Below are 24975 nucleotides of genomic sequence, written 5' to 3' on the forward strand. Positions count from 1 at the left end.
TACAATCCTGGCACCTTCTCCAATCGCCTTATTTTCTGCTTAAGGAGTAGACAAAATGCACTACCTGCATACGCTATACAGAAATCCGAATAACTTTCAGAAAAATAAACAAATTTCTTTTTCCTTTATTTGAAAAATGTAGTACACTACTGTTGAAAACAAACCGCTTGTACTCGAAAGGAGATGTGTAATATGAGAAATAGTATTGTCGTACATCCAATTGCTGGTGGGGATCACAGAGAATCCTGTTAACATAGGCATATTTCCTAGAACTGGATTCTTCTGTGGTCATGTCATAGTTCTATACATGATTAGAGGAGGAGTCCTACTTTGGATCTCAAAACATTAGGCTGGAACCAACATTTCGAACAACATTTTGCATCATACACCGATCCCACGTTAATTGTAGGGCGGGTTACATTAGAGCATAAACGTATATATCGCGTCATGACTGAAGGTGGCGAATTACTTGCTGAGATCAGTGGAAAAATGCGGTATCAAGCTTTTGATCGGGAAGATTATCCAGCAATAGGAGATTGGGTCGTAATGCACCCCCGCTGGGAAGAGCAAAAAGCTACCATTCATGCTATTTTACCACGACGAAGTAAGTTTTCACGTAAAGCCGCTGGCGGTTCTCTAGAGGAACAAATCGTCGCAGCGAACGTAAATACCGTATTTTTAGTCAATGCTCTTAATTTAGATTTTAACCTTCGTCGTATTGAGCGTTATCTGCTGGTCACATGGGAATCAGGGGCTAATCCAGTTATCGTACTTAGCAAAGCAGACCTATGCGAAGATATCGAGGACAAGATCGCTGAAGTGGAATCCATTGCATTAGGAGTACCAATTTTTGCGATTAGTTCTGTAGCTCACCAAGGTTTGGAGCAGCTACTCCCCTATGTTCAAGTTGGGCAAACTGTTGCATTGCTTGGATCATCTGGGGTTGGTAAATCCTCACTGGTCAATGCGTTAAGTAACCAACAGCTTCAGGTCGTACAGGAAGTCCGTAGCGGTGATGATCGAGGAAAACATACGACCACCCACCGCGAGTTGTTCTTTTTACCTTCTGGGGGACTGATGATTGATACCCCAGGAATGCGGGAGCTACAACTTTGGGATTCCAATGAAGGATTAGCAGATACCTTTAAAGATATAGAGGAGCTGGCAGAACGTTGTCGCTTCTATGACTGCAAACATACAACAGAACCAGGCTGCGCTATTCAAACCGCACTGGAAGATGGAACACTCACTGACAAACGATATCAGAACTATGTAAAGCTACAACGTGAGCTAGCCTTTCTCGCGCGTAAAGAGAACAGGCAGGCACAATCTGCGGAAAAAGATCGTTGGAAAAAGATTACGAAGTCAATGCGTGATGTACCTAAAAAACGATAGAAATGCCCTTTTTCTCCAACTTGGACAAAACATATTTTTTATCTGTTGTTCCACAAAAAAGACTCGAGCCACTAAACTCGAGTCTTTTTACATTCCTACATAAGCATTTTACCCATTCGAAACGCTGCATGCATAATAGGAGCAGCAATTTCCTTCATCTTCTCTTCAGTTAATCGGCTAGACGGACCGGAAACAGACAAGGCAGCAAATACGTTTCCCTGCTTGTCATAAATCGGTGCAGATACAGCTGCTGCACCTATTTCCCGCTCTTCACTACTAGTGGCATATCCGACTTGCTTAATCTGTTCCAACTGCTCTTGGTATTGATGTTTATCTACCGAATCCGGCCAATTTGGATCCATTACTAATTCTTGTAGCAGTCTATTATCGGCAAACGCCACCAGTACTTTACTGGAAGCTCCTACCACCAGCGGCATTTTAGCTCCCACAGGCGCTACTCGTCTAATCGGCTGATTGCTTTGGACCGCCTGAATTCGAATTCGCTCAAGCCCATCTATTACATACAAACTTACCGTTTCTCCTAATAGATCGCGTAGCTTCTCCATCTCTGGTAATAAAATGACTGCTGGATCATCCTCACGGGTCAAATTAGCAGATAACTCCCATACTCGAAATCCTAGACGGTATTTTTCCGTTTGGACATTACGTTGTAAAAATCCCTTGGTTTCAAGTGCGGCCAACAACCGATGCACAGTACTTTTATGCAAACCAATCCGGGTAGCGATTTCACTTAATCCTAATTCCGTTGCATCCGTAAAACAAAGTAAGACATCTAGTGCCCTTTCTACGCTACGAACGGTTGCCTTGGGTTCTTCCATGACTATTCCCTTCCTTCTCACGGTCGTTCCACCTAGTGAAACCATGTTCTATTTTATAAGTATAACCGATTTATTGGCCGCTGTAACCATTTTTCCCATTCTTGAACCTCTCACGGCTGAAGCCACGAGATTCCTAAGTACGGAAACCTAACGGTTTCTAATTGATTAGGCTATCCCCACAGTTCCTGTGGTTAATGCGATTATGCAGTCAATAGTCTTTTGCCTTCGGCAAGAATGTTCAAACTTGCGTTTACGTCTCTGTCCCATTCGCTGTGGCAACTTGGGCACGTCCATTTACGCAAATTCAGGTTTTTAACCTCTTTGTTTTGGTATCCACAGCACGAACAAATCTGAGAGGAAGCAAATGTTTTTCCTACTGCAACGACAGTGCGACCATACCAGGATGCTTTGTATTCAAGCATGGTTCTGAACTGATACCAAGACACTTCGCTAATAGCTTTGGCTAACTTGTGATTCTTCATCATGTTTGATACCTGCAAATCTTCAATCGCAATGATGTCGTGGTTTTTGACAATATGCGTTGAAATCTTTTGCAAATAGTCTGTTCGTGCATTTGCAATCCGTTCATGGATTCGAGAAACCTTAATCCGTTGCTTATTCCAATTTGAGGAACCTTTCACACGTCTGGAAAGGATGCGTTGTTCACGAATTAGTTTTCGTTCCATATTCCTCAGGAATTTTGGATTTTTAAATACTTCTCCATTGGATAGAATAGCGAAATCTTTAAGTCCAACGTCAATCCCGACTTCTTTGTTCGTTTTCGGCAATTGTTGTACATCTGTTTCCACTAACAACGAGACAAAGTATTTGCCAGAAGGATTACGTCTGATTGTAGCGTTTAAAATACGACCTTCCACTTCTCTTGATTTTGCAAAGCGAACAAGACCAAGTTTTGGGAGTTTGATTTTATTTTCTACAATCGCCATATTTCCGTTCGTGTGTTTGGTTGTATAGGATTGAACCTTGTTCTTTTTGCTTTTGAAACGTGGTGCATCATTTTGTTTTTTGAAAAATCGTGAAAAGGCGTCTGCAAGATTCTTTAAAGACGATTGAATAGCTATGCTATCTACTTCTTTGAGCCAAGTTAATTCTTTTTTCAGATTAGGTAGTTCGGAAGAACACGTTCCATATGACAACCTATTACCTGTCTTATTGTACGTATCGTTCCACTTAGCCAAAAAGTGATTGAAAACGAATCGACTACATCCAATCATTTTAGCAATGAGAACTTCTTGTGCCTTGTTGGGAAATATACGGAATTTGTATGCTTTGTTCACTACCATTGATCTCACCTCACTTTCTGATTTTGAATGTATTGTCGTATTTGTGCTTCTGTGTGTTCACTAACCGTTGCCACAAAATAAGAAGGATTCCAAATATTCCCACCCTAAAGCTTCTTTTTAAGCTGGGGGAACTCTTTAAATAGCAACCTTGCCGAAACGCCTTTTAACGCTTTGATGATACTCGGAATTGAATGTTGCGGACTACAATCATTTCCCCTCCCATGTTATTCACCTCAATGATAGGATAGCACATGTCAAAGTTTTTCAAATTATTCTGTCTAAATATCAGCGTTTTTATTGATCACCAAGTCAACATATGTCGGACAATTAACATGTCAGAAGACACGCTTTGCCCGAAGCCGATTCATCTCATGATTAAAATCACGTAGTGTTCTCGAATAATTCATAAAACAACAGTGATCTCCTTCTCAAAAGCAGATCACTGTTGTTCTCTTTTCATCATTCTTCTGTTTACTTGTTCTCCATGGTTACGCCTGGATTGTATCGTTTAAGGTAATGAAACATCTCCTCTTTTTGTAAAACCGCATGCTCAGCCGACATGTTATGCTGTGTAAGATATTCCGATAAGGCTTTCGTTCCTTTTTCCATACGGCGTATAGCAGCATCAGGTGTTGTCAACATAGCGGGTACCAATAGTTGATAATACCACGTTCCCTTCTCTTCCTCCGATACATCTACGGAAAACTCGATATCAGGATGCTCAAAAGCAAATAGCGTGTCGAATAAATCAGAGGTTGTCAGGTCTTGAGTTGTAGGAATTGAGATACGCCAGACAGATAGATAGTATTCTTCATTAAACAGCGCCAGCTCCTCTGTAACAAGCTGGTACGACTTTCGATCATGATTCACTTCCATCTTCAGAACCCCCTTGTAGTTGGTAGCTTTTCTTACCCGCTAAAATAAACTACTTCCTTCCCCTAATGCTTGAGCATCCTCTGCTGTAATTAGCACTGTGCGTGGTTTGCCACCATTTTGACCCGCAACGTAACCGCTAGCCTCCATCATTTCAATTAAACGTGCAGCACGATTATATCCGATACGGAATCTACGTTGTAAACTTGAAGCGGACGCTTGCGCTTGCTCGGCTACAAACACAAGTGCCTCGTGGAACAGGGGATCATCCCCCATCTCAATTGATGAGACTTGTGCCTCTAATTCTTCCCTCGTAAAAATATATTCTGGCTTACGTTGTTTCTTGATCACAGATGTCACTGCATCAATTTCGTCATCGTTTACATAGTTTCCTTGCAAACGAATCGGTGCCGTTCCGCTTTCTAAAAAAAGCATGTCCCCTCTTCCAAGCAATCGTTCTGCTCCACTCTGATCCAAGATCGTGCGGGAATCAATTTGAGAGAAAACAGCAAAGGCAAGACGTGTAGGAACGTTAGCTTTAATATTTCCCGTAATGATATCTACGGATGGACGCTGCGTAGCAAGCAATAAATGAATACCGCAAGCTCGTGCTTTCTGGGCAATTCGGATAATGCAGTCCTCAACATCTTGCGGGGAAACCATCATCAAATCAGCCAATTCATCAATGATAATTACAATATATGGTAATTGATCGTCTGTTGTTTGGTTGTAGCGTTCAATATCACGTACGCCTGCCTCAACGAATAGGGTGTAGCGTTTTTCCATCTCTTCCACAGCCCATTTTAAGGAGGCAGTTGCTTGTTTGGCATCCGTGACAACAGGAGTAACCAGATGAGGCAGATTATTATATGGGGCTAATTCCACCATTTTAGGATCAATGAGCAACAATCGTACTTGCTCTGGTGTAGATTTAAATAACAAACTTATAATAATCGAATTGATACAAACACTTTTTCCTGATCCAGTTGATCCTGCTACTAAGCCGTGTGGCATCTTTTTAATATCTGCTACGATCGGCTCTCCACCAATATCCATCCCAAGTGCGATAGCAAGTGGCGAAGGGTGGTTCTTAAATTTATCAGACTCCAGTATACGTCGAATAAATATAGGCTCACTTTTACTATTCGGAACCTCTATACCGACTGCATTTCGTCCAGGGATGGGAGCTTCTATACGAATATCCTTGGCAGCCAAATTTAATTTAATATCATCAGAGAGACTAGTGATTTTATTTACTTTAACTCCAGGTGCCGGTTGTAGCTCAAAACGCGTCACCGAAGGACCTTTGACTATATTAACCACATTCGCATTTACATTAAAGTTACTAAGTGTCTCTTCTAGCAATCTCTTCTGCTCCAATGTATGCTCGTAATCATCTTCGGTTAAAGCCACAGTAGGTGTTAACAGAGAGATCGTAGGAAACTCATACACAGGTAGTTGTTCGGACAATTCTTCTTGCGTAGATGCAGGCTTTTCCCATTGATTTGTAGTGTGAAGCGGTGGTGCTGATTGCGTTACTTGAGCGTATTGCACTGGCTCTGTTGGTTGCACAGGTTGAGGCACAGATTCTTCGGCTTGGACGGAATACGCAGATGCATCCAATGTGTTTTCCATCTTTGCTGCCACATAGGAAAATGGAATAGGCAAGATTGGTTTGTTAACCCCCATCTTAATCTCTTCATCAGCTATTGAAGAGCCGTGTACATGATCCTGTTGTAGCATGGTATTCCCAGTATCATGCTCGTCACGCAAATGGTGTTGAATAATAGAGTTCTGCCCCTGCTGCTCAGAATCTACCTGTCCATTAGCAACCACTAGGTTATGTAGCTCTGCTTGCTCCACTGCTTCTGGTTTCATATCCTCTGCCGCTTCTAGCTTCGCTTGCTCTATTACTTCTGGTTTCATAACCTCTGTCGCTTCTGGTTCTGTGCGCTTCGTCAGCTCCCTTGCGCTTTGCTCGGTCATTCTCCCTCGCCTTGCTTCTTGTAAACGTTGAGCCGCCGCAGCTGCCGCTTGCTCTCTCCAAGAATCGACTTCTGCATTTTCTTGCTCCTGCTGTTGTTTTTCTCCCTGAATCGACTCTCCAACTTTCACAATAACGATCTGTCCATCCTCATTAATTCGAGCTTGTCGAACCTGTTCATTTTTAACTGTGCTATCGCCTTCTTTGATTTTCCCATAGATCGGAGAGAAAATTTCTGTGGGTGTAAATGGTTTTTTAGGTCTATATAGCTCAGGCTGATTGTAGTCGTCTTGTGGAGTGGGACTAGCAATATTTCCATCATGATGTGCAGACTGAGGAGAACGACTACTATATCGTGGATCTGTATCCATTTGCTGCCCTCGTTGCGTGTAGCTATCTGTAATAGGTCGCTCTAGGGAACTTTCTTTCCATTTCTGACGATCTTCTGATTCAGAAGCCATTCGTTCCTGTTGCATATAAAGATAATCCGCATCGCTCTTACTCTCTCTTGAATTCCGCAGTCCCTGCTCGCTTTTTTGTTGTTGATTGCGTTGGTACTGAGACGGCATCTTATCCGAAGCAATATCCGTCAGATGCCTTTTTGTTTTCCGTTGCTTATCTAATTCGTTGTCTGACACCACAGGGAAACGGAAAAATCGCGGGCGTGTTCTTTCCATAAACTCGTCTAAATCTTGTTCATTATGATTACGCGGATAAATATTTTTGGTGCGCGCTTTCGTAGAAGAAGTCTGCCTCGCTTGACGGCTAACAGATTCTGTCGGTTGCTCTTCATCTATAGGAACGTATTTAGCTTCCCGATTATCCCCTTGGTCACTTACTTCTACCTCTACTTCCATCATCTCTTGCCAAAATTTCTTTAAACGTTCAAACAAACTAGCCATACCTACTAGTCCTCTCTTCCTCTCTTAATTTAGAAAAGCTGGCTTTTCTGTGTTCTCGCTACGTAACTGGCTGCTTTTCCCGATAAACTTTAGAGAAGCGATGCTGAGGGATTACTTTGAATTCCTCTTCCTTCTGTTTCCTGTTTGCACAGAAGGGTATGTCATCCATTTTATCACGAATTGTACAACCAGAGGGGTCAATTCAATTTTTTGGAACAAATTTCGAAACCATCTGGATTCTCATGCGTATAACCTTTTGAAGGAATTTATACAACCTAGATCTTCTACTATGACTACCCATTTGAAAAGAGGTGCTTTTTTTATGAAAAAAACAACTGTAGGAGCTGCTGTATTGGCGTCATCTGTTTTAGTAATGACAGGTTGCTCAACGGATGGAGTAATGCTTCGAGATGCTACCCTAAATAGTTTAGAAAAAGGAAGTTACAATCTTGCTGGCTCATTTAAACTAACAGGTAATTTTGATGAAGTTTTGAAAAAACAACAAGCGCTAACAGATGAACAAGCAGGAATTCTGCAAAGCGTGAAAGACGGCATTTCATTTGAAGGTGTTCAAGCCGACACAAGTTCTAAAATAACAATGACTCTAAACAACGATAAAGCTTTACGTGACCACAAAGTGTGGGAAGGTAAAGACAAAGCGTCTGTTGAAATGATTGTTGATAAACAAGATATCTATCTGAAGTCTCCTATCGACAAGAAATATCTAAAATATGCTCAAGATATGCAATTGGCTGGCACAAATAACCTTGATCCAGCCCTTGTGAAAAAGTTTAGCGAAGATGTAAACAAACTATCGATGAATTTCGCTAACAAATACATCAAAGGCTTTGATTTTAAAGGCTCCTCTGTACAAAACAAAGGAGAAGAAACTGTTAAATTACCAAACGGTGAAGAATTAAAAGCAACTCACTTGACTATTGAGCTAGATACGAAAAACATCATTGAATTAGCTTACTATATTGCAAAAGATGCTACTGTTAATCCAGAAGTTCGCTCTTTCGCAATTGATTTGGCGTCTATGGCTAACAAATTCTCTGATCAAATCATTGAGCCTAAGAAAACTCTTCTAAAAGACGAAGAATATCGCAAAACAGCTACAGAGCAAGTAGATCTTTTGGTAGCTGCTGCGAAGGTTGGTATTTCTGATTTTGAAAAAGAAAATAGCCCAGAAAAACTAGTAGAATTAGCTAAAACAGAAGGTGGATTACAAAACCTGAAGTTGAAATTGGACTACTGGATTGATAAAGATAAATTGCCAGTACGCTCTAGCGTTACAATTGATGTTGCCGTGAAAGATCCATCAGCAACCGCGAAAGACGCAACGCCGATTACTTTTGGTCTAATTTCTGAAAGCTACCAATGGAACTTTGGTAAAGCAACACCATTCGTAGTTCCTGGCAAGAATGATTTCATTAACTATTCTGATCTAGCTAAAGATAAAGAAGCGATCAAAAACTTTGATGAAAAAGGCTTCTTCCACAAAATCATTAAAGAAGTACAAAAACAAGAAGAAGAAATGAAAGCATTTGAAGCTGAAATGGAAGAATTAGAAGCTAAAGAAAAGGCTGCTGAAGCTAAACCAAAAACTCCTGAAACGAAAGCAAAATAAGCACTTAGCTTATACAAGAAAGACCGTAGATGCAATCATCTACGGTCTTTCTTCACATTTTACGCTAACAAATACCCTTTTTCTACCGCACTGTTAATCAATTCCTCGGCATATGTCCAAAGTGACTCAGAACCCTCCTGAATCGGTTGTTTAACACGTTTGATCACTTGATCCCTAGTAATGTGATTTGTTTTCCAGGTAGCTCCTTCTGTGTAGTAATTAAACAACAGAGGTTGAAAACGATCCAAAGCGGCAGCAAAACGTGCTTCTGGGGTATTCCTCTGTTCGAATTCTTCCCACAATCCCTTAAGCTCCAATTCCTGATCTTCAGGTAATAAGGCATAAATTCGTTTGGCAGCAGCTTGTTCACGTACTTCTTTATCAAGATTCCCCTGTTCGTCATACACATATGTATCTCCCGCATCAATTTCCACAATATCATGCAACAACAACATTTTTATCACTCGTAACAAATCTACCTCTGTGTCACTAGCATGTTCCTGTAAAACTGTCGCTAACATCGCTACATGCCATGAATGCTCCGCGTCATTTTCACGCCTAGAGCCGTTCAATAGTAAGGTCTGTCGGTAGATATGTTTCATTTGATCAATTTCTCTTAAAAATTGGAGCTGCTGTTCTATTCGTACTCCTATTTGATTCAAATTCATGTTATTCTCCCTTCTACCTTTTTCTCGTTGTAAGCGCTGTAATTTTAACAGATGATTCAAACTTTTCTTACTTTAGATCGACGCATTATTCGTTTGAAGTAAGTTTAGGAAGAACCTCCCGTTAGATACAGGAGGTTCTGTTTTCCTTTATAAAGACAAGTTCGGCAAAAAGCCCATTCTTTCCTTTTAAAGAGGCGAAAGTACCGTATTTACTTGATCAGAAACCAGTGTTCCGAGATTCTCGCCTTCACAAATTCGCTTCATCACATGCTTTTTATCAAAATTAAAGACATGGATAGGCAGAGCATAGTCACGAGCCAAAATGATGGCGGACTGATCCATCACCTTCAAGCCTTGGCTAATCACATCATCATAACCAAGTGATTCATACAGCCTTGTATCTGCCAAAATACGAGGGTCTCCATTCAGTACGCCATCTACACCATGTTTAGCGACAAGGATTGCATCTGCTTCCATCTCTAAAGCTCGTTGTACCGCAGGATAATCCGTTGTCACATAAGGCTGACCATTTCCACCTGCAAAAATAATGACATGCCCCTTTTCTAAATGATGGATAGCTCGTAAACGAATGTAAGGCTCTGCTACTGAATTAATTGGGTTCGCAGTCATCACACGTACCTCATGATCTGTTCTGTTGTTCAACACACCACGTAGCATCAGACTGTTAATAACGGTTGCCATGGTTCCGATATTGTCTGCTTCCACTCGTCCAATACCCCATTCATTGGCCATATTTCCTCGAAAAATATTGCCTCCACCAATGACTATGGCTACCTCCACGCCTAACTGTAGTAACGACTCTACTTCATCAGCAATGTGTGTCAATTTGCTTGGTTCAAAACCAAATTCCTTGTCTCCAGCTACAGCTCCACCACTTAATTTGACCAACACTCGCTTATATCTCGGCATAGCTCTCCCCCTTAGATTGTGGAAGATTTCCTCCCGTATTGTAATCAAAAATTAGGGGTTTTGGCAATCTTTTCAAGAAAAAAATTAACTAACAATAATCTCGCATCATACCACACAACTCGTTTTGCAGTGCTCCTCCACTTACAATCATGCTAACTAGGCGTTCGGGATGATAAGGTTCATACGTAAAGACTTCTTCATGCCAACCAGTAATTTTTGCTCCCGCTTCTTGAGCGATTAATACACCAGCAGCCACGTCCATCATATTTGTTTTTTCCATTACTACATAATCAAGCCAGCCATTTGCCAGCAAGCAGAAGTCTAACGCAGGAGAATAATTTCTCATTAAACGTTTCGTATGTAAGAACAAACCTCTAGTTGTCTCCTGTTCCTGCTCTCTTGTCAAAGCATCTCTGCCTCGCACATAAGAACCGGTCGCACGGGCAAGCACATTTTTGTCACTTACCTGCATAGGCTTGCCATTTAAATAAGCTCCTTTGCCCTTTTCTGCCCAAAATAGTTGGTCAGCTATCGGATTATACACGACTCCCAATATCAACTCTCCACGGTACTCTAGAGCTATCGAAACAGAGAAATAAGGATGTCCCACAAAGAAATTATTAGTACCGTCCATTGGATCAATAACCCACAAATACTCGTCACCTCGGCTTACTGTCCCAATTTCTTCAGAGTAAATGGAGTGATCGGGAAAATGCCGGTGAAGCACTTCAATAATTCGACGCTCACTCTCCCGATCTTCTACTAACTTTACATCATTGTGCGATTCCAATTCAGGGATTAATTGTTGAGAAAAACGTTGCTTTAAATAAGCTCCCGCTGTATGTGCTGCCTCTTTAGCGATTTCTAACATGGCCACTCTCCTATCTCTCTTTAGCTGTTCATATTGCACATATCATTCATCCCAGGGCTTGATTAGGTAATGCCTAGACTCTCCCCCGATCAATCATAACAAAGGTTCCTGTACCATGCGCAATCAGGTGCCCTTGATCGTCATAGACACACCCCTGCATTGTTGCCATTAGCCCACCTTTATGAATGAGCTTGGCGACTGATGTCAGCTTCTTACCTTTCCCTGGGCGCACATAACGTATTTGTAGATCACTCGTAACAGCAGCCTTTCCTTCTTTGGCCAATAATTTATTAATCAGGGAACCCATCGTATTATCAATTAGTGTTGCCGTAACACCACCATGAACAATCTTCAAGGAATTATGCATGTAAGGAGTGATCGGAACCTCAAATTGATAAGTTGTTTCGTCAATAAAAGCTCCTTGCAATCCTAAGAATCCGGACAGATAAGCACTGTTTCGCTCACGCTTCTGCTTAATTGCCTGTAGGGCCAAACGAAGAATTTCTCGCTCCTCATCCGTGCCTTCACTTATGATTTGTTGCCATTCTTCCTGCATCTAATAAAGCCTCCTTAGCTAACGATAGCCTGACATATGGTAATGTTGATCCTCTTATGATCATACAAAAAAAGAAGGGGAAACAAAAGCAGACATCTACTACCGTGTGTACCCTATCACGTAAAAGAAAAAGTAGGCATCTCATTCCGATAACCGTTCGGATCGAGACCGCCTACTTGAGCTGACTATTTCGTACTTAGGAATCTCGTGGCTTTAGCCATGCGAGGTTCAAAGCTTTAACTCCTGAACTCTCGGATTTGTGTGTGAAATCGGTACAAGACTCTTCTTCGGACGCGATGACCAATAGACACCCAATAGCACGAACACCCCACCTATTACTTGAGGAACAAGCAAAGCCTCTCCCAAAAATAACACAGCAAACATGGTAGCAAAAACCGGGACTAGATTCATAAACGGAGAAGCCTTCGTTGGCCCCAAAAGATGAACAGTCTTGGTCCAGCAAAAGAAGGCAATCACGGATGAAAAGATACCTAGATAGGCTATTGACCATAGATTACTCCATAGGAACAACTGTACCGGACGGAAGCTCACTTCCACCAGCATCAGCGGCACTGCGGTAATCACGCCTGCCAAGACAATCAGAGTAAAACCAATCAAGCCAGGTAGCCGATCTGCTGTTTTCCGTAACATAACAGAATAAATGGCCATCATCACATTACTTAATATCAATACGATATCGCCGTTGTTAAGTCGCATATCAGCAATGGTTCCGATGTGTCCCTTGCTTACAATCCACAAAACTCCCAGCAACGATAAAATAATACCAATCACTTGGTTGCTATTTATTCTTTCATGTAGCATAAAGTAAGCTACTATCGTAATGAAGATTGGCGATAATGAAGAAAGCAACGATGCATGTACCGTGTTGGTATGCTCCATTCCCCAATATACCACCCCTGTAAAAAAAGCAATGCCCAAAAAACCCATCAGTACTATTTCTTTCCAATACCTTAGATACAATTTCCAATTTTCACACAATGCTTTCCAAGTAAAAGGTAATAACACAATAAGAGCAAAAGACCAACGTAAAAGTCCAAGGGTAAACGGAGGTACATGTTGTAATATATTTTTTCCAACTAAGAAATTACTTCCCCACAACAAAGTAGCTAGTAGGGGAATCAAATAGATGATTCGATTAGCTTTATTTGTTCCTTGAGTACCCACTCCGATTCCCTTCCTTCCATCAAATATGTAGAACTTGTTACAATCATGCTTGTTCCGATGTTATTGTAACACCCAGATATGCTGTTTTAGGTATATCTGAATTTTTTCAAAATTACGCGTTTATTCATTGCTTTCATACACAAAAGCGTTTGTGCATTGAGATATTACAACACTTCAGTACATATAACCGGATGGAAAAATGAATATAATAAACGGAATAATGTATAATTATTCGTTTTTAACAAAAATAAAAACCCGCGTAACGAGTTACTGTTTCACGGGTTTTTTATCCTGTTTCAATTCAGTTTTTTACATAATTCGCATATGATTAAACGGATAGTACAAAAAGATCCCCTTACCAATCACTGCCGCTTTCTCAACAAATGGTGTTGGCCATAAATGAGAATCAAAACTGCCATTCCGATTATCCCCCAAAAAGAAGTAGTGATTTGCAGGCACATGTACTGGAGCAAAATCATAGTTCATTTCTTCTTGTAAGTAGGGTTCTTCTATTTTTACACCATTACGATACAAGGCACCATTTTTCACCTCAATGATATCCCCGCCTTTTCCAACTAAGCGTTTAATGAACAAATCTTTATTTCCCTGTATGGGAGGAGAAAACACAACAATATCGCCATATTGGAAATTTTCTGGGTTGGATATCTTCTCAATGAAAAGACGGTCATTTACTTGTAAGGTAGGAACCATGGACGTGGATGGCACATAAACAGCTTGGACCACAAACGTACGAATTGTAAAGCTCAACACGAGGGCAATTGCTATTATTGGGAGCCACTCTCTTGCCCATTTAGGTAATTTCTTCATATTAAATATCCCTCCTCTTACATATACGTGCGACAGTCTCTGCTGATTTCACTCTTTATCACATTTCCTTATTTCCCAAATGAACAAATGTTCAGATCATTTTGCTTGTTTCATGCTTTAGTGTAGTGCTACAATAGTGAAAATACTTGGACAGGGTGTTGTCGTACGGCTTCATTCTCTCAAAGAAACAACTTTTATGATGTCTGACAAACCATACTGGAGGATAGGTGACATGAGACAAAGAAGCGATATGATCAAAAAAGGTTTTGACCGAGCTCCTCATCGGAGTTTACTACGAGCAGCAGGTGTACGAGAAGAAGACTTTGGCAAACCTTTTATTGCCATCTGCAACTCTTATATAGATATTATTCCTGGTCACGTCCATTTGCAAGAGTTTGGTAAGATAGTAAAAGAAGCCGTTCGCGAAGCAGGCGGTGTACCTTTTGAGTTTAACACAATTGGTGTAGATGACGGAATTGCCATGGGACATATCGGGATGCGCTATTCTTTACCAAGCCGAGAATTGATTGCCGATAGCTTAGAAACCGTAGTTGCCGCTCATTGGTTTGATGGCTTAATCTGTATTCCGAATTGTGACAAAATTACACCAGGCATGATTATGGGGGCTTTACGTGTAAACATTCCAACTATCTTCGTCACCGGTGGTCCGATGAAAGCAGGTAAAACAAGCGATGGACGCTCTATCTCCCTGTCTTCCGTTTTTGAAGGCGTTGGTGCCCACCAAGCTGGCATAATTGATGATGATAAACTATTGGAATTAGAACAATACGGTTGCCCAACCTGTGGTTCCTGTTCAGGTATGTTCACAGCCAACTCCATGAACTGTTTGGCAGAAGCGTTAGGAATTGCCTTACCAGGGAACGGTACCATCTTGGCTACCTCTCCAGAACGTCGTGAGCTGGTTAAATCTACTGCGAGCGCTCTGATGAACCTAATTAAACATGACATCAAAATGCGCGATATCGTTACATTGGACGCATTAGATGATGCCTTTGCTTTAGATATGGCGATGGGCGGTTCCACAAATACCGTTCTGCATACGTTAGCGCTTGCCCACGAAGCTGGCTTTGAATATCCAATTGAACGGATCAATCAGGTGGCGGAGCGCGCTCCTCACCTATGCAAGTTAGCTCCTGCCTCAGATTTTCATATTGAGGATTGTCATAATGCTGGCGGCGTGTCAGCGATTTTACGAGAGTTAATGAAAAGAGAAGGAATTTTGCATCCTGACCGCATTACCGTAACAGGCAAGACACTACGTGAGAACGTAGCTGAAGCAACAATCTTAGATGAAGCTGTAATTCATCCTCTTGAGCAACCATACAGTGAACGTGGGGGTCTTGCTGTTCTTTTCGGCAATCTAGCTCCAGAAGGTTCCATCATTAAAACTGGAGCCGTAGATAGTTCGATTCAGCGACACGTGGGTCCAGCTATTTGCTTTGACTCTCAGGAAGAAGCTTTAGAAGGGATTGCGAATGGTAAAATTAAAGAGGGTCATGTTGTAGTCATTCGTTATGAGGGACCAAAAGGTGGTCCGGGTATGCCTGAAATGCTTGCGCCTACTTCACAAATCGTCGGGATGGGACTTGGTACCAAGGTCGCTCTAGTAACGGATGGACGTTTCTCAGGTGCTTCCCGTGGAATCAGTATTGGTCACGTTTCACCAGAAGCAGCTGAAGCAGGACCGATTGCTTTCGTCCATGATGGAGATATCATTAGCATTGATATGGAAGCACGTACCATGCAACTAGAAATTTCTGATGAGGAAATGGCAAAACGCAAAGAAAGCTGGAAGGAATTCGAACCAAAAGTAAAAACGGGCTATCTTGCTCGCTATTCTAAGCTAGTCACCAATGCATCAACTGGTGGCGTATTAAAAATATAAATATTGTATCAAGTGATTACATCAAAAATGTAATGTACGTAGGCTCCCTTTTCTACAGGGGGTCTTCTTTCTTTTATCTGAAAAACAGAAGGAATGGCAACAAAATTAACTTGAAACCAACGCTCATGCATAATAAAGTAGAAGAGTTAGTCCTTAGATGGTCGCAAATGCTCGCAAGGAGGTTTTTATGCGTTTACGCAATATTCCAGGTGCAGAAGATATGCTGCGCCAATTTCCAACCTATGTAAATAATCCTGCTCAATATAAGGGAACTTGGTCCGACTGCTTTGGGAATAGCAATCCGATTCATGTTGAGATTGGTAGTGGTAAAGGGCGTTTTATTAACACGTTGGCGTCTCGTTTTCCTTCAACCAACTTTATCGCGATTGAGCTAAAAGCAGAAGTGTTGTATCGCACAGCACAACGTACGGAACAAAAAGACATTCCCAACCTAAAATTGATCCAATTTGATGCTTTCAAAATTACGGAATTGTTTGCGCCAGGTGAGTTGGATCGGATTTACTTGAACTTTAGTGATCCATGGCCCAAAAAACGTCATAGCAAACGCCGTCTGACGCATTTCTCCTTTTTGCGCCAGTATCGGGCTGTGTTGAAACAGGACGGTGAAATTCATTTGAAAACAGATAATCAAAATCTGTTTGAGTTTTCTTTAAATCAATTCGCCAACGAACTGTTTCAATTACGTCATGTCTCACTGGATCTTCATTCATCTGAACAAGCCGCAACCAATGTGATGACAGAATATGAAGAACGTTTCTCTAATCGTGGGCAACGCATCTTCCGCACGGAGGCACTGTGTAAACCAATTGCTCCCACAGATAAACCAGCTAAAGACAACTAAATAGCTCTCCTCTCATAACCAAACGAATCTTTATGAAATCAGTGAAACGAAGCATCCATTTTTCCAAATGGTTGCTTTTTTGTATATAAACACCAAAATGTCATTCTTTTGCCACATATAATCATATACTCATTTCATTTATATGAAAAATAAAAAGATAAGAAAATTAGGAATAGTTACTTACACTTTTTTGCACTTAAACTGTTTTATTTTCTCGAAATTAGTGTAAAATCTCCTAAGTAAGCAATAAAAATCCAGAAAATTGTGGGTTATCTACATTTATTTAGTATATATTTTCCATCAATTACTTATAATAGATGTCGGGTTATATATTTTACAAAAAATTAAAATTTACTTATCAGCACTTTTTCAGCAGATAACTACTTTACAAATCACATAAAAGGAGTAAAATAAGAATTGCTGAAAGACTTTTGTGCTGACTGGTCAATACAAAAAATAATGTACTTTGGAAGGATAGGTGGACTTTATGAAAAAACAACTAATTTTAGGTATCACTGTTTTAGCCTGTGCATTCTCTGCGACTTCTGCATTTGCTGCAGATAAGAACGCAACAAAACACGAAACTATTGCTCCACAATCATTTTTTAATGTTCAAGTAGCACCACAAACAGTTGCACCTGCATCTGTTATTGTGCCAACTCAATTTACTGGTGACACTACAAAAGGTGAAGTAGTAAATTTCTCTATCTTCGCTCCAGTTTCTACTCCTATTCAAGTGACAGAAACAAATGTTGTTGCACCAGCAACTGGTAACACTTCTTCAACTAAAGGTGAGGTTTTCAAAAGTACAGCAATCTTTGGTTAAGATGTAAGTATTCTCTCTTTACACCCTCTTTTTAATAAAACTGGTCATTAGCCCTCACTAGTTGGGGGCTCTTTTTTATCAAGTCACTTATTTTTCACACCACAAAAACAAAAAAACGCATAACATGTTCGCTACGCGTTTTCTATAAAAACCACTATGCAACTGCACCCACACATTTGGTTATTCTTCTAGCTGACCTACCTCTTCTACTTCTCTTTCCTCTTCTGGATGCCAATGATCCAATACTTTGCCTTGAAGGACACGTCCTTCAATAAACTGAATCTGATTGCTGGAAAAACAGGATTTCCATTCTAAACTAAGCTCTTCGGCCATCCTCACCACCGTTAACAACTCCGACCAAGCCACATAACGCTTATACCAGAAAAATTGCGGCTGTTCATTCATATATGGATACAAATCATCAAACTCTGTATGTTTACAGTCAAGAGCCCGTTCAAAGTGAACTTTCGCATGTTCCAGTTTTTCCTGGAAGTAAGATTGCAAATCCTTCTGAGCAAAGGTAGACATATGAATCCCCCCAGTTTTCCATTTACAGTTTCGTTGTATGTAGAATCCTCATTCGAGTAACCAACAAAACTTATATCACCATTCTAACACGCACCTGTGTCTGTGAAAATAGTCATAATCTTGTCAATGTAACCAGTAAGAATGTTGGAGTACATCTTACCTACAAAAAAAGGGCACCCGTCCTGCATTCCGGTTGCCCTCTCTCTATTACTTTTTGTTACTGATGCATATTTCTACATCGTTATTTTCCTAATCTTTATTGCGATCTATCTGTTGTTCTTACTCGTTAATTACCTGATTCTTGTTGGTTGGGATCAACCGTTTGGTTTGGATCTGGAATATCGGCTGGTCTCTGGTTGTTAGCATTGGGATCAAATCCGTTGCCTGAGGAGTCATTTCCTTGTCCTTGACCGTGCCCTTGTCCGTTATCTTGATTATTTCCATTTGGCAAGCCTGGCGGTGTCGAATTGTCATTACCAGTGTTATCACCGTTGCCATTGCCATCATGTTCATTAGAACCATTCGAACCGTTATTCGGAGGTTGACCATTCTCCGTTGAATTATTGTTGTCCTCGTTCTGATTTTCGCCATTTTGCAGAAGTTCTTCCAATTGTTTAGTGTTTACTTCACCAATATTGGATGAACTTCCAGGGTTACCATTTTCATCATAAGGTACAACAAAGTATTTGTATAATACGCCTTCCTTAACCGGATCAACAAAGGTTTTTCCACTTTGTTTGGACGATATTTTTTCAGCCGACTCAGGACTGTTCAAATAGCGCATCACATCGTAACCCGTTGTTTTCTCATTAGTATCTTCCCACATCAATAAGGCAACCGGCTGGGAACCTTCAATGGTAAGTCGAACTGAGAGAGAAGGTGGGGTTGTTGCTTCTTCTTGAGTCTCTTCAACCTTTTGGTGGTCTGCAACTCCGTCTGGTCGTACAAACTCAGTTGGCTTTTCGTTCTTTAACGCTTCTTGCATAATTACACTAAACATATGTGCAGTCTTACTACTACCATCATACATGATGTGGCCTTTATCTTCTTTTGGGAAGCCCATCCAAATCGAGCCGATATATCTAGGATTGTAACCAACAAACCAAGCATCCTTATTTGCACTGGAGCTTAATGCTGATTGTGTGGTTCCCGTTTTACCTGCTACAGGCCAGTTTTTCATTTTCGCACTCGTTCCTGTACCACTTTGAACAGCATTACGTAGTAACTCGTGCATTTCCCAAGCAGCATTTGGTGAAATAGCTTGCGTTTCTTTAACAGGTCTAGTCTCTTCTCTTCCTGTTCTGATATCTTTAATTTTATCAATGGCGTGAGCTTCTTTTACCTTACCGCCATTTGTAAATGCTGTATACGCTTGTGCCATCCGAAGTGGTGATGTTCCTTTATGCAGACCACCTAATGCAATCGACAAGTTGCGATCAGTCGGATCTAACGTAATACCAAAATCCTTGATGTACTTCAATGACTTATCGATTCCAATTTCATTTAACAACCAGACAGTAGGAATATTGAGTGACATCTGAACAGCTTTATCCATCCGAATGGAATCGCTGTATTGATTATTCCAGTTCCTTGGTTCATAACCGTTAAAGCTTTGGCGCTTATTACTCAACATAGAGCCTGCATGCCATTTGCCTGTATCTAGTGCTGGTGCATAAACCGCTAATGGTTTAAAGGAGGAACCAGGCTGATGCAGACTTAATGCATTATTCCAGCCCTTATGCACATAGTTACGGCCGCCTACAATCCCAGCAATACCACCTGTTTTAGCATCAAGGACTACCATTCCAGAGTCTACCTTATTAGTTGTCCCATCTTTCGGGAAGTTCTTAGCATTAGCAAAGTTCTTCACCATTGCATCCTGTACATCCGTGTTTAGCGTAGTATAGATTAGATATCCTCCGCTATACAGCTCATCTTCAGCAATACCGTATCGTTCTTCGGCCTCATCAACAACGTAATCTAGGAAAGCCTGATACGCCTTGTTTCCCCCAATGGCTTTTTCACGACTTGGATCAGGTAGTGATTGTTGTTGAGCAGTTTCCTTTTCCTGTACCGTAATAATTCCTTGTTCCGCCATTAAGCGAATGATCGTATCTCGACGTTCTTTTGATTTCTCCGGATTTTTAAACGGAGAATAGATGGTCGGTCCTTTCGGAATGGCTGCTAATTGGGCAATTTCAGCCGTAGTTAATGTATCGAGATGTTCCGCCTTTTCTTTTCCAAAGTAATAATTAGCGGCAGCCTTTACTCCATATGCACCATGACCTAAATAAATTTTATTTAAATACATCTCCATGATCTGATCTTTCGTAAATCTGTTCTCTAGGTTAATCGCGATACTAACCTCTTTCGTTTTTCGCCAAAACGTTTTTTCGTGAGAGAGAAACACATTTTTCGCAAGCTGTTGCGTTATCGTACTTGCTCCTTCTACCGTACTACCTGCTCGAATATCTTTCCAAATTGCTCCACCTATCCGAATCATGTCTACACCATTGTGTTCAAAAAAGCGTTTATCTTCTACAGCCACAAATGCATCCACCAATTTTTTAGGGACTTTGTCAATTGTGACGTATTCACGATCTTCTAGCACATATAACTTTGATAGTTCTTTTCCATTTACATCAATAATTTTGGTTGCTTCTAGTTTGATGTCTTTTAATTTATTCTCATCCATATCCACCATTTTGCCACCCGCATATAAGAGAGCGAAGTAACCCCCGATGACGGATAAAATTAAAAAGACCGCAAACCCAATGATAAGCAGTATCCACTTATTGACTAGTTTTTTCTTTTTTTTCTTCTTGGCTTGAGCCATACATTACCTCCAGATTTCTTTCCTCTCTCCACCTTTTTAGACGATTAAGTCAAAAAAAAGTTTCTGGTTAGCGTTTATTTAGTTACTACCCTCATTACTTTTTGATGAATTCATCATCTCCAACAGCTTGATGTCTGAGTAGTCGTAAAGCTGTAGCATACGGTCATATGGGTCTTCCCCACCCAATTGAAAATAGTAAACAAAAGCAGGCTCCGTCTTATATCCCTGCTCCTTCAATAATCGAATATCAGTGCGTGCCGAGTCCTTTGCTAACCGCAGCATTCGTTCTTCAACAATCATATGTCGATACGCATTCTGCTGTCGTACAGGTATAGATTGGCCAAAGATTTCGATTAGCCATCCTTGATAAGAGAACGATAGAACGATTGCCCTTCCTCCTCGTAGTTCATCTACATGCTCCAATTGAAAATCTGCGCAATCTCCATACAAATTCACAACCTCATGGGTAAACTGGTCAAACTCTGAACATCCCACCTGGCAGATTATATCAAGGTCACTTGTAGCAATATCAATCCCAAGTGGGATAGTCCCTGTTAGCACTGGATCGTAGATAGACAACTGATTAAACAATTCAAGTTCCTGTAACACAATAAATGCTTGTTTTTGTCGGTCATTGCCTATTTGTAAATAATCGGGCTTATCAAGATGTATCATGTATATTCACCTGCTTTCAAAAATCGAACCACAGATAAAAACTAGCCACTTTACCATGATAGTATAAAGTGGCTGCTTTGTACCAAACAATTCCTGCCAATAGAGAGCCATTCGTAGTTTTATCTATTGAAAGAAACAAGGTCAGATTATTTTTTTAGCTTCTCCTACTGAACAACTGGTCTCGTATGCCCTGTTTGACGCTTACTAAGCATCAATGGCGGCACAATAATTCCAAGCAATATCAGTAAAATACCGCTCCATTGCAATGTACTTACATGTTCCCCTAATACCGTTACAGAGGCAATAACTGCGGCAGGCAATTCCGCTGCTCCAAGAATCGTTCCCAATCCTGAACCGACTTTTGGTACACCTACAGAGAAAAATACAACAGGAATAATGATTCCTAATGAAGACAATGCCATTCCATACATCCACAAACCCTGTTCTAGTGATCCATCCACGAAAAAGGTTGGTGGGAATACTGCAAACACAATAACCACAGCCGTCGTAACCATGGTTAAACTCTTCGTAAACACAGGAACATCAAGCCCCAGACGACCACTAGCAAAAATATAGAGCGCAAATGTAATTGCAGATAATAAACCATAAACCGTTCCAGCTGCCGTAAGCGATTCAAATCCCCGATCTAGTAATCCTCCAGCAAGAACCGTTCCCGTAAGCAATACAACAATGGAAAAAACCTTTTCTTTGCTTGGTTTTTTCTTATCGACTACAGCTTCTAATAAGACACCAATCCAAGTAAACTGGAATAATAGCACAACCGCAATAGACGCAGGTAATTCAGCTACAGCTAAATTATAAAAAATTGTGGTACCACTTAATGCGAAACCACCCAATATCAATTGTAAAATTGAACGAAAAAAAACACGCTTTCTATTGAACAGGAATGTAAGAATGATTAACAGCAACCAACCAATAAAAAATTGACTTCCTACCAATTGACTTACCTGAAAACCTTCTTTCATACCTAGCTTAATAATGGTAGACAAACTTCCATAACTACAAGCCCCTAAAAAGACCAGCAGAGCATATTTAAGCATTTTTGTTGCCTTCCTTTCTTTTCGAATCTAATTTTTGCAAGCACAAAACCCCCCATCCGATGGATAGGGGGCGAACGAAAAAAAGAAATGTACAAAATGTCATCTCTTTTGAAAATTTCGCCACTTACATGTTGTTATACAGGCAAGTTTCTAACGATTAAAATCAAAAGTTTCTCACTTATTTTAAGAAGAGTATGAATAAAAGTCAATCGAACTCTTTCACAAATTAAGTATGGAAAATCGTAAAACCTCCTCTGTTTGCTAGAGGAGGTTTTGTACATGGTAAAGCATTTCTTATTTTACTAGGTTTTGCGCTGTTTTAACCACATTTTCTACAGTAAAACCGTATTCTTTCATGATGATATCGCCAGGAGCAGATGCACCAAATTGGTTAATAGCAATAATTGCTCCATGATCACCTGTGTAACGTTCCCATCCTAGTGGAGAACCCATCTCTACACCAACGCGCGCTTTAACGTGCGGAGGAATGACAGAATCACGGTACTCTTTAGATTGACGATCAAATAGGTTAAAGCTAGGCATACTGACTACGCGAGTTGGAATACCTTCTGTTTCTAATTTTTCACGAGCTTCCATGCACAGAGATACTTCAGAACCTGTAGCGATTAACACCACTTGTGGTTCACTTGTAGATGCATCTTTTAGAACATAAGCACCCTTAGCCAGACCTTCGCGAGCCAAATCCTTGGTCTCTTGGTAAATAGGCAAGTTTTGACGAGTTAAAGCTAATAGAATTGGCTCATCTTTGCTCAATGCCGCATAACGCCAAGCTTCGTTTGTTTCATGCGCATCAGCAGGACGCAAAACAGTAAGATTAGGCATTGCACGGAATGCAGCTAGATGCTCAATAGGCTCGTGAGTTGGTCCATCTTCTCCAACTGCAATAGAGTCATGAGTAAATACATACGTAGTAGGAAGTTTCATTAGTGCGGATAGACGAACAGCTGGACGAACATAGTCAGAGAAGACAAAGAACGTACCGCCGAAAGCTTTCACACCACCATGTAACATCAGACCATTTAGAGCCGCGCCCATAGCAAACTCACGAACACCAAACCAAAGATTGCGACCTTCATAAGAACCTGGCAAGAAATCTCCAGCACCTTTAATCAAAGTATTGTTGGAGTGTGCCAAGTCGGCAGAGCCACCGATCAAATTAGGTAGACGTTTTGCCAAACCATTGATTGCATTACCGGAAGCAGCACGAGTCGCTAGCTTGCTACCGATTTCGTAAGTTGGAAGGTCTGCATCAAAGTCTTCGGATACCTCACCGTTACTTGCCTGTTTAAATTGAGCAGCTAGTTCTGGATAAGCTTTTTCGTATGCAGACAATAGCTCATTCCACTCAGCTTCTTTTTGTTGACCTGCTTCTACTAGAGAAGCATAGTACTCTTGCACCTCTTGTGGTACGTGGAATGCCTCATGCTCCCAAGCATATGCTTGTTTTGTCAAAACAACCTCGTCTGTACCAAGTGGAGCCCCGTGACTTGAACTGCTACCACCTTTATTTGGAGAACCGAACCCAATTGTTGTTTTCACTTCAATCAGCGTTGGACGATCCAAAACTGTACGAGCTTCAGCCAAAGCTTTCTCAATAGCTTCCACATTGTTTCCATCTTCTACACGAATATACTGCCAGCCGTATGCTTTGTAACGAGCAGCAACATCTTCTGTGAAGGATTGGCTTAAATCGCCATCTAGGCAAATATCGTTAGAATCATAAAGAACAATCATTTTACCTAGTTTAAGGTGAGCAGCAAGAGAAGAAGCTTCAGAAGAAACGCCTTCCATCAAGTCTCCATCCCCGCAGATAACATATGTAAAGTGATTAATTAACTCATAGTCATCTTTGTTGTATGTCGCTGCCAAATGTCTCTCAGCCATCGCCATACCAACAGCCATCGCAATTCCTTGTCCCAATGGACCTGTCGTTGCATCTACACCAGGAGTGTGACCGAATTCTGGGTGACCAGGCGTCTTGCTTCCCCATTGACGGAAGTTGCGCAGATCATCCATGCTTACGCCATAATCCATAAGGTGTAGCATAGAATACAACAGCATAGAACCATGACCAGCAGATAATACAAAGCGATCACGATCAATCCATGATGGATTTTTTGGGCTTACTTTCATAAAACGGCTCCACAACACGTGTGCCATAGGCGCTGATCCCATTGGCATCCCCGGATGGCCAGAATTCGCCTTTTCAATAGCATCGATTGATAGTGTACGAATAGTATTGATTGCCAATTGGTCTACATTCATTTGTTGAGTAGTCATTACGGTTAATTCCCC

At 40.9% G+C, this 24975-nt stretch carries 20 protein-coding genes and 1 pseudogene; 5 read left to right on the forward strand and 16 right to left on the reverse strand.

Annotated features, from left to right (window positions below; all coding sequences use genetic code 11):
* Nucleotides 1-330: 330 nt before the first annotated feature.
* Nucleotides 331-1395 (forward strand): ribosome small subunit-dependent GTPase A, encoded by a 1065-nt coding sequence (gene rsgA, locus EEL30_01330; GenBank protein QDX91149.1) that lies wholly within the window; start codon nucleotides 331-333, stop codon nucleotides 1393-1395.
* A gap of 95 nt (nucleotides 1396-1490) precedes the next feature.
* On the opposite strand, the gene EEL30_01335 is transcribed toward rsgA, so the two are convergent.
* The 5 genes and pseudogenes from EEL30_01335 to EEL30_01355 form a co-directional block, all read right to left on the reverse strand.
* Nucleotides 1491-2234, reverse strand: a complete 744-nt coding sequence (locus EEL30_01335; protein ID QDX91150.1) for an IclR family transcriptional regulator — start codon at nucleotides 2232-2234, stop codon at nucleotides 1491-1493.
* Between the two features lie 200 nt (nucleotides 2235-2434).
* Nucleotides 2435-3538: a transposase gene (locus EEL30_01340; GenBank protein QDX91151.1), complete on the reverse strand. Its 1104-nt coding sequence runs from the start codon at nucleotides 3536-3538 to the stop codon at nucleotides 2435-2437.
* 5 nt (nucleotides 3539-3543) lie between these two features.
* Nucleotides 3544-3747: pseudogene (gene tnpA, locus EEL30_01345) on the reverse strand (IS200/IS605 family transposase).
* A 262-nt stretch (nucleotides 3748-4009) separates the two neighbouring features.
* Nucleotides 4010-4414, reverse strand: coding sequence for a hypothetical protein (locus EEL30_01350; GenBank protein QDX91152.1), 405 nt, complete (start codon nucleotides 4412-4414; stop codon nucleotides 4010-4012).
* Nucleotides 4415-4453: 39 nt separating this feature from the next.
* Nucleotides 4454-7297 (reverse strand): DNA translocase FtsK, encoded by a 2844-nt coding sequence (locus EEL30_01355; GenBank protein QDX91153.1) that lies wholly within the window; start codon nucleotides 7295-7297, stop codon nucleotides 4454-4456.
* A gap of 322 nt (nucleotides 7298-7619) precedes the next feature.
* Between EEL30_01355 and EEL30_01360 the strand changes: the two genes are divergently transcribed.
* A complete protein-coding gene (locus EEL30_01360; GenBank protein QDX91154.1) occupies nucleotides 7620-8927 on the forward strand; it encodes a hypothetical protein in 1308 nt (435 codons plus the stop codon).
* Between the two features lie 59 nt (nucleotides 8928-8986).
* On the opposite strand, the gene EEL30_01365 is transcribed toward EEL30_01360, so the two are convergent.
* The 6 genes from EEL30_01365 to lepB form a co-directional block, all read right to left on the reverse strand.
* A complete protein-coding gene (locus EEL30_01365; GenBank protein ID QDX91155.1) occupies nucleotides 8987-9595 on the reverse strand; it encodes an HD domain-containing protein in 609 nt (202 codons plus the stop codon).
* 186 nt (nucleotides 9596-9781) lie between these two features.
* Nucleotides 9782-10525 carry a UMP kinase gene (gene pyrH, locus EEL30_01370; protein ID QDX91156.1) on the reverse strand — a complete coding sequence of 248 codons (744 nt, stop codon included), beginning with the start codon at nucleotides 10523-10525 and terminating at the stop codon, nucleotides 9782-9784.
* Nucleotides 10526-10613: 88 nt separating this feature from the next.
* A complete protein-coding gene (locus tag EEL30_01375) occupies nucleotides 10614-11396 on the reverse strand; it encodes an inositol monophosphatase (GenBank protein QDX91157.1) in 783 nt (260 codons plus the stop codon).
* A gap of 73 nt (nucleotides 11397-11469) precedes the next feature.
* Nucleotides 11470-11952 carry a PaaI family thioesterase gene (locus EEL30_01380; protein QDX91158.1) on the reverse strand — a complete coding sequence of 161 codons (483 nt, stop codon included), beginning with the start codon at nucleotides 11950-11952 and terminating at the stop codon, nucleotides 11470-11472.
* A gap of 228 nt (nucleotides 11953-12180) precedes the next feature.
* Nucleotides 12181-13137: a DMT family transporter gene (locus EEL30_01385; GenBank protein ID QDX91159.1), complete on the reverse strand. Its 957-nt coding sequence runs from the start codon at nucleotides 13135-13137 to the stop codon at nucleotides 12181-12183.
* A gap of 309 nt (nucleotides 13138-13446) precedes the next feature.
* Entirely contained in the window at nucleotides 13447-13965 is a 519-nt protein-coding gene (gene lepB, locus EEL30_01390; protein QDX91160.1) for a signal peptidase I, read from the reverse strand.
* 232 nt (nucleotides 13966-14197) lie between these two features.
* Between lepB and ilvD the strand changes: the two genes are divergently transcribed.
* The 3 genes from ilvD to EEL30_01405 all read left to right on the forward strand — a co-directional run bounded on the left by ilvD (nucleotide 14198) and on the right by EEL30_01405 (nucleotide 17559).
* The gene (gene ilvD, locus EEL30_01395) at nucleotides 14198-15871 is read left to right on the forward strand and encodes a dihydroxy-acid dehydratase (protein QDX91161.1); all 1674 of its coding nucleotides are present in this window, start codon (nucleotides 14198-14200) and stop codon (nucleotides 15869-15871) included.
* Nucleotides 15872-16058: 187 nt separating this feature from the next.
* A complete protein-coding gene (trmB, locus tag EEL30_01400; GenBank protein ID QDX91162.1) occupies nucleotides 16059-16733 on the forward strand; it encodes a tRNA (guanosine(46)-N7)-methyltransferase TrmB in 675 nt (224 codons plus the stop codon).
* Between the two features lie 487 nt (nucleotides 16734-17220).
* On the forward strand, nucleotides 17221-17559 hold the full coding sequence (locus EEL30_01405; GenBank protein QDX91163.1) for a hypothetical protein: 339 nt from the start codon (nucleotides 17221-17223) through the stop codon (nucleotides 17557-17559).
* Nucleotides 17560-17739: 180 nt separating this feature from the next.
* Here EEL30_01405 and EEL30_01410 read toward each other — a convergent pair whose 3' ends face one another.
* The 5 genes from EEL30_01410 to tkt form a co-directional block, all read right to left on the reverse strand.
* Nucleotides 17740-18087 (reverse strand): hypothetical protein, encoded by a 348-nt coding sequence (locus EEL30_01410; GenBank protein QDX91164.1) that lies wholly within the window; start codon nucleotides 18085-18087, stop codon nucleotides 17740-17742.
* Nucleotides 18088-18373: 286 nt separating this feature from the next.
* The gene (locus EEL30_01415; GenBank protein QDX91165.1) at nucleotides 18374-20923 is read right to left on the reverse strand and encodes a PBP1A family penicillin-binding protein; all 2550 of its coding nucleotides are present in this window, start codon (nucleotides 20921-20923) and stop codon (nucleotides 18374-18376) included.
* A gap of 78 nt (nucleotides 20924-21001) precedes the next feature.
* On the reverse strand, nucleotides 21002-21598 hold the full coding sequence (locus tag EEL30_01420; protein QDX91166.1) for a DUF4269 domain-containing protein: 597 nt from the start codon (nucleotides 21596-21598) through the stop codon (nucleotides 21002-21004).
* 164 nt (nucleotides 21599-21762) lie between these two features.
* On the reverse strand, nucleotides 21763-22659 hold the full coding sequence (locus EEL30_01425; protein QDX91167.1) for an EamA family transporter: 897 nt from the start codon (nucleotides 22657-22659) through the stop codon (nucleotides 21763-21765).
* Nucleotides 22660-22953: 294 nt separating this feature from the next.
* On the reverse strand, nucleotides 22954-24960 hold the full coding sequence (tkt, locus tag EEL30_01430; protein QDX91168.1) for a transketolase: 2007 nt from the start codon (nucleotides 24958-24960) through the stop codon (nucleotides 22954-22956).
* Nucleotides 24961-24975: the final 15 nt, after the last annotated feature.

The organism is Brevibacillus laterosporus, assembly GCA_007833815.1.
Taxonomy (GTDB): domain Bacteria; phylum Bacillota; class Bacilli; order Brevibacillales; family Brevibacillaceae; genus Brevibacillus_B; species Brevibacillus_B laterosporus_D.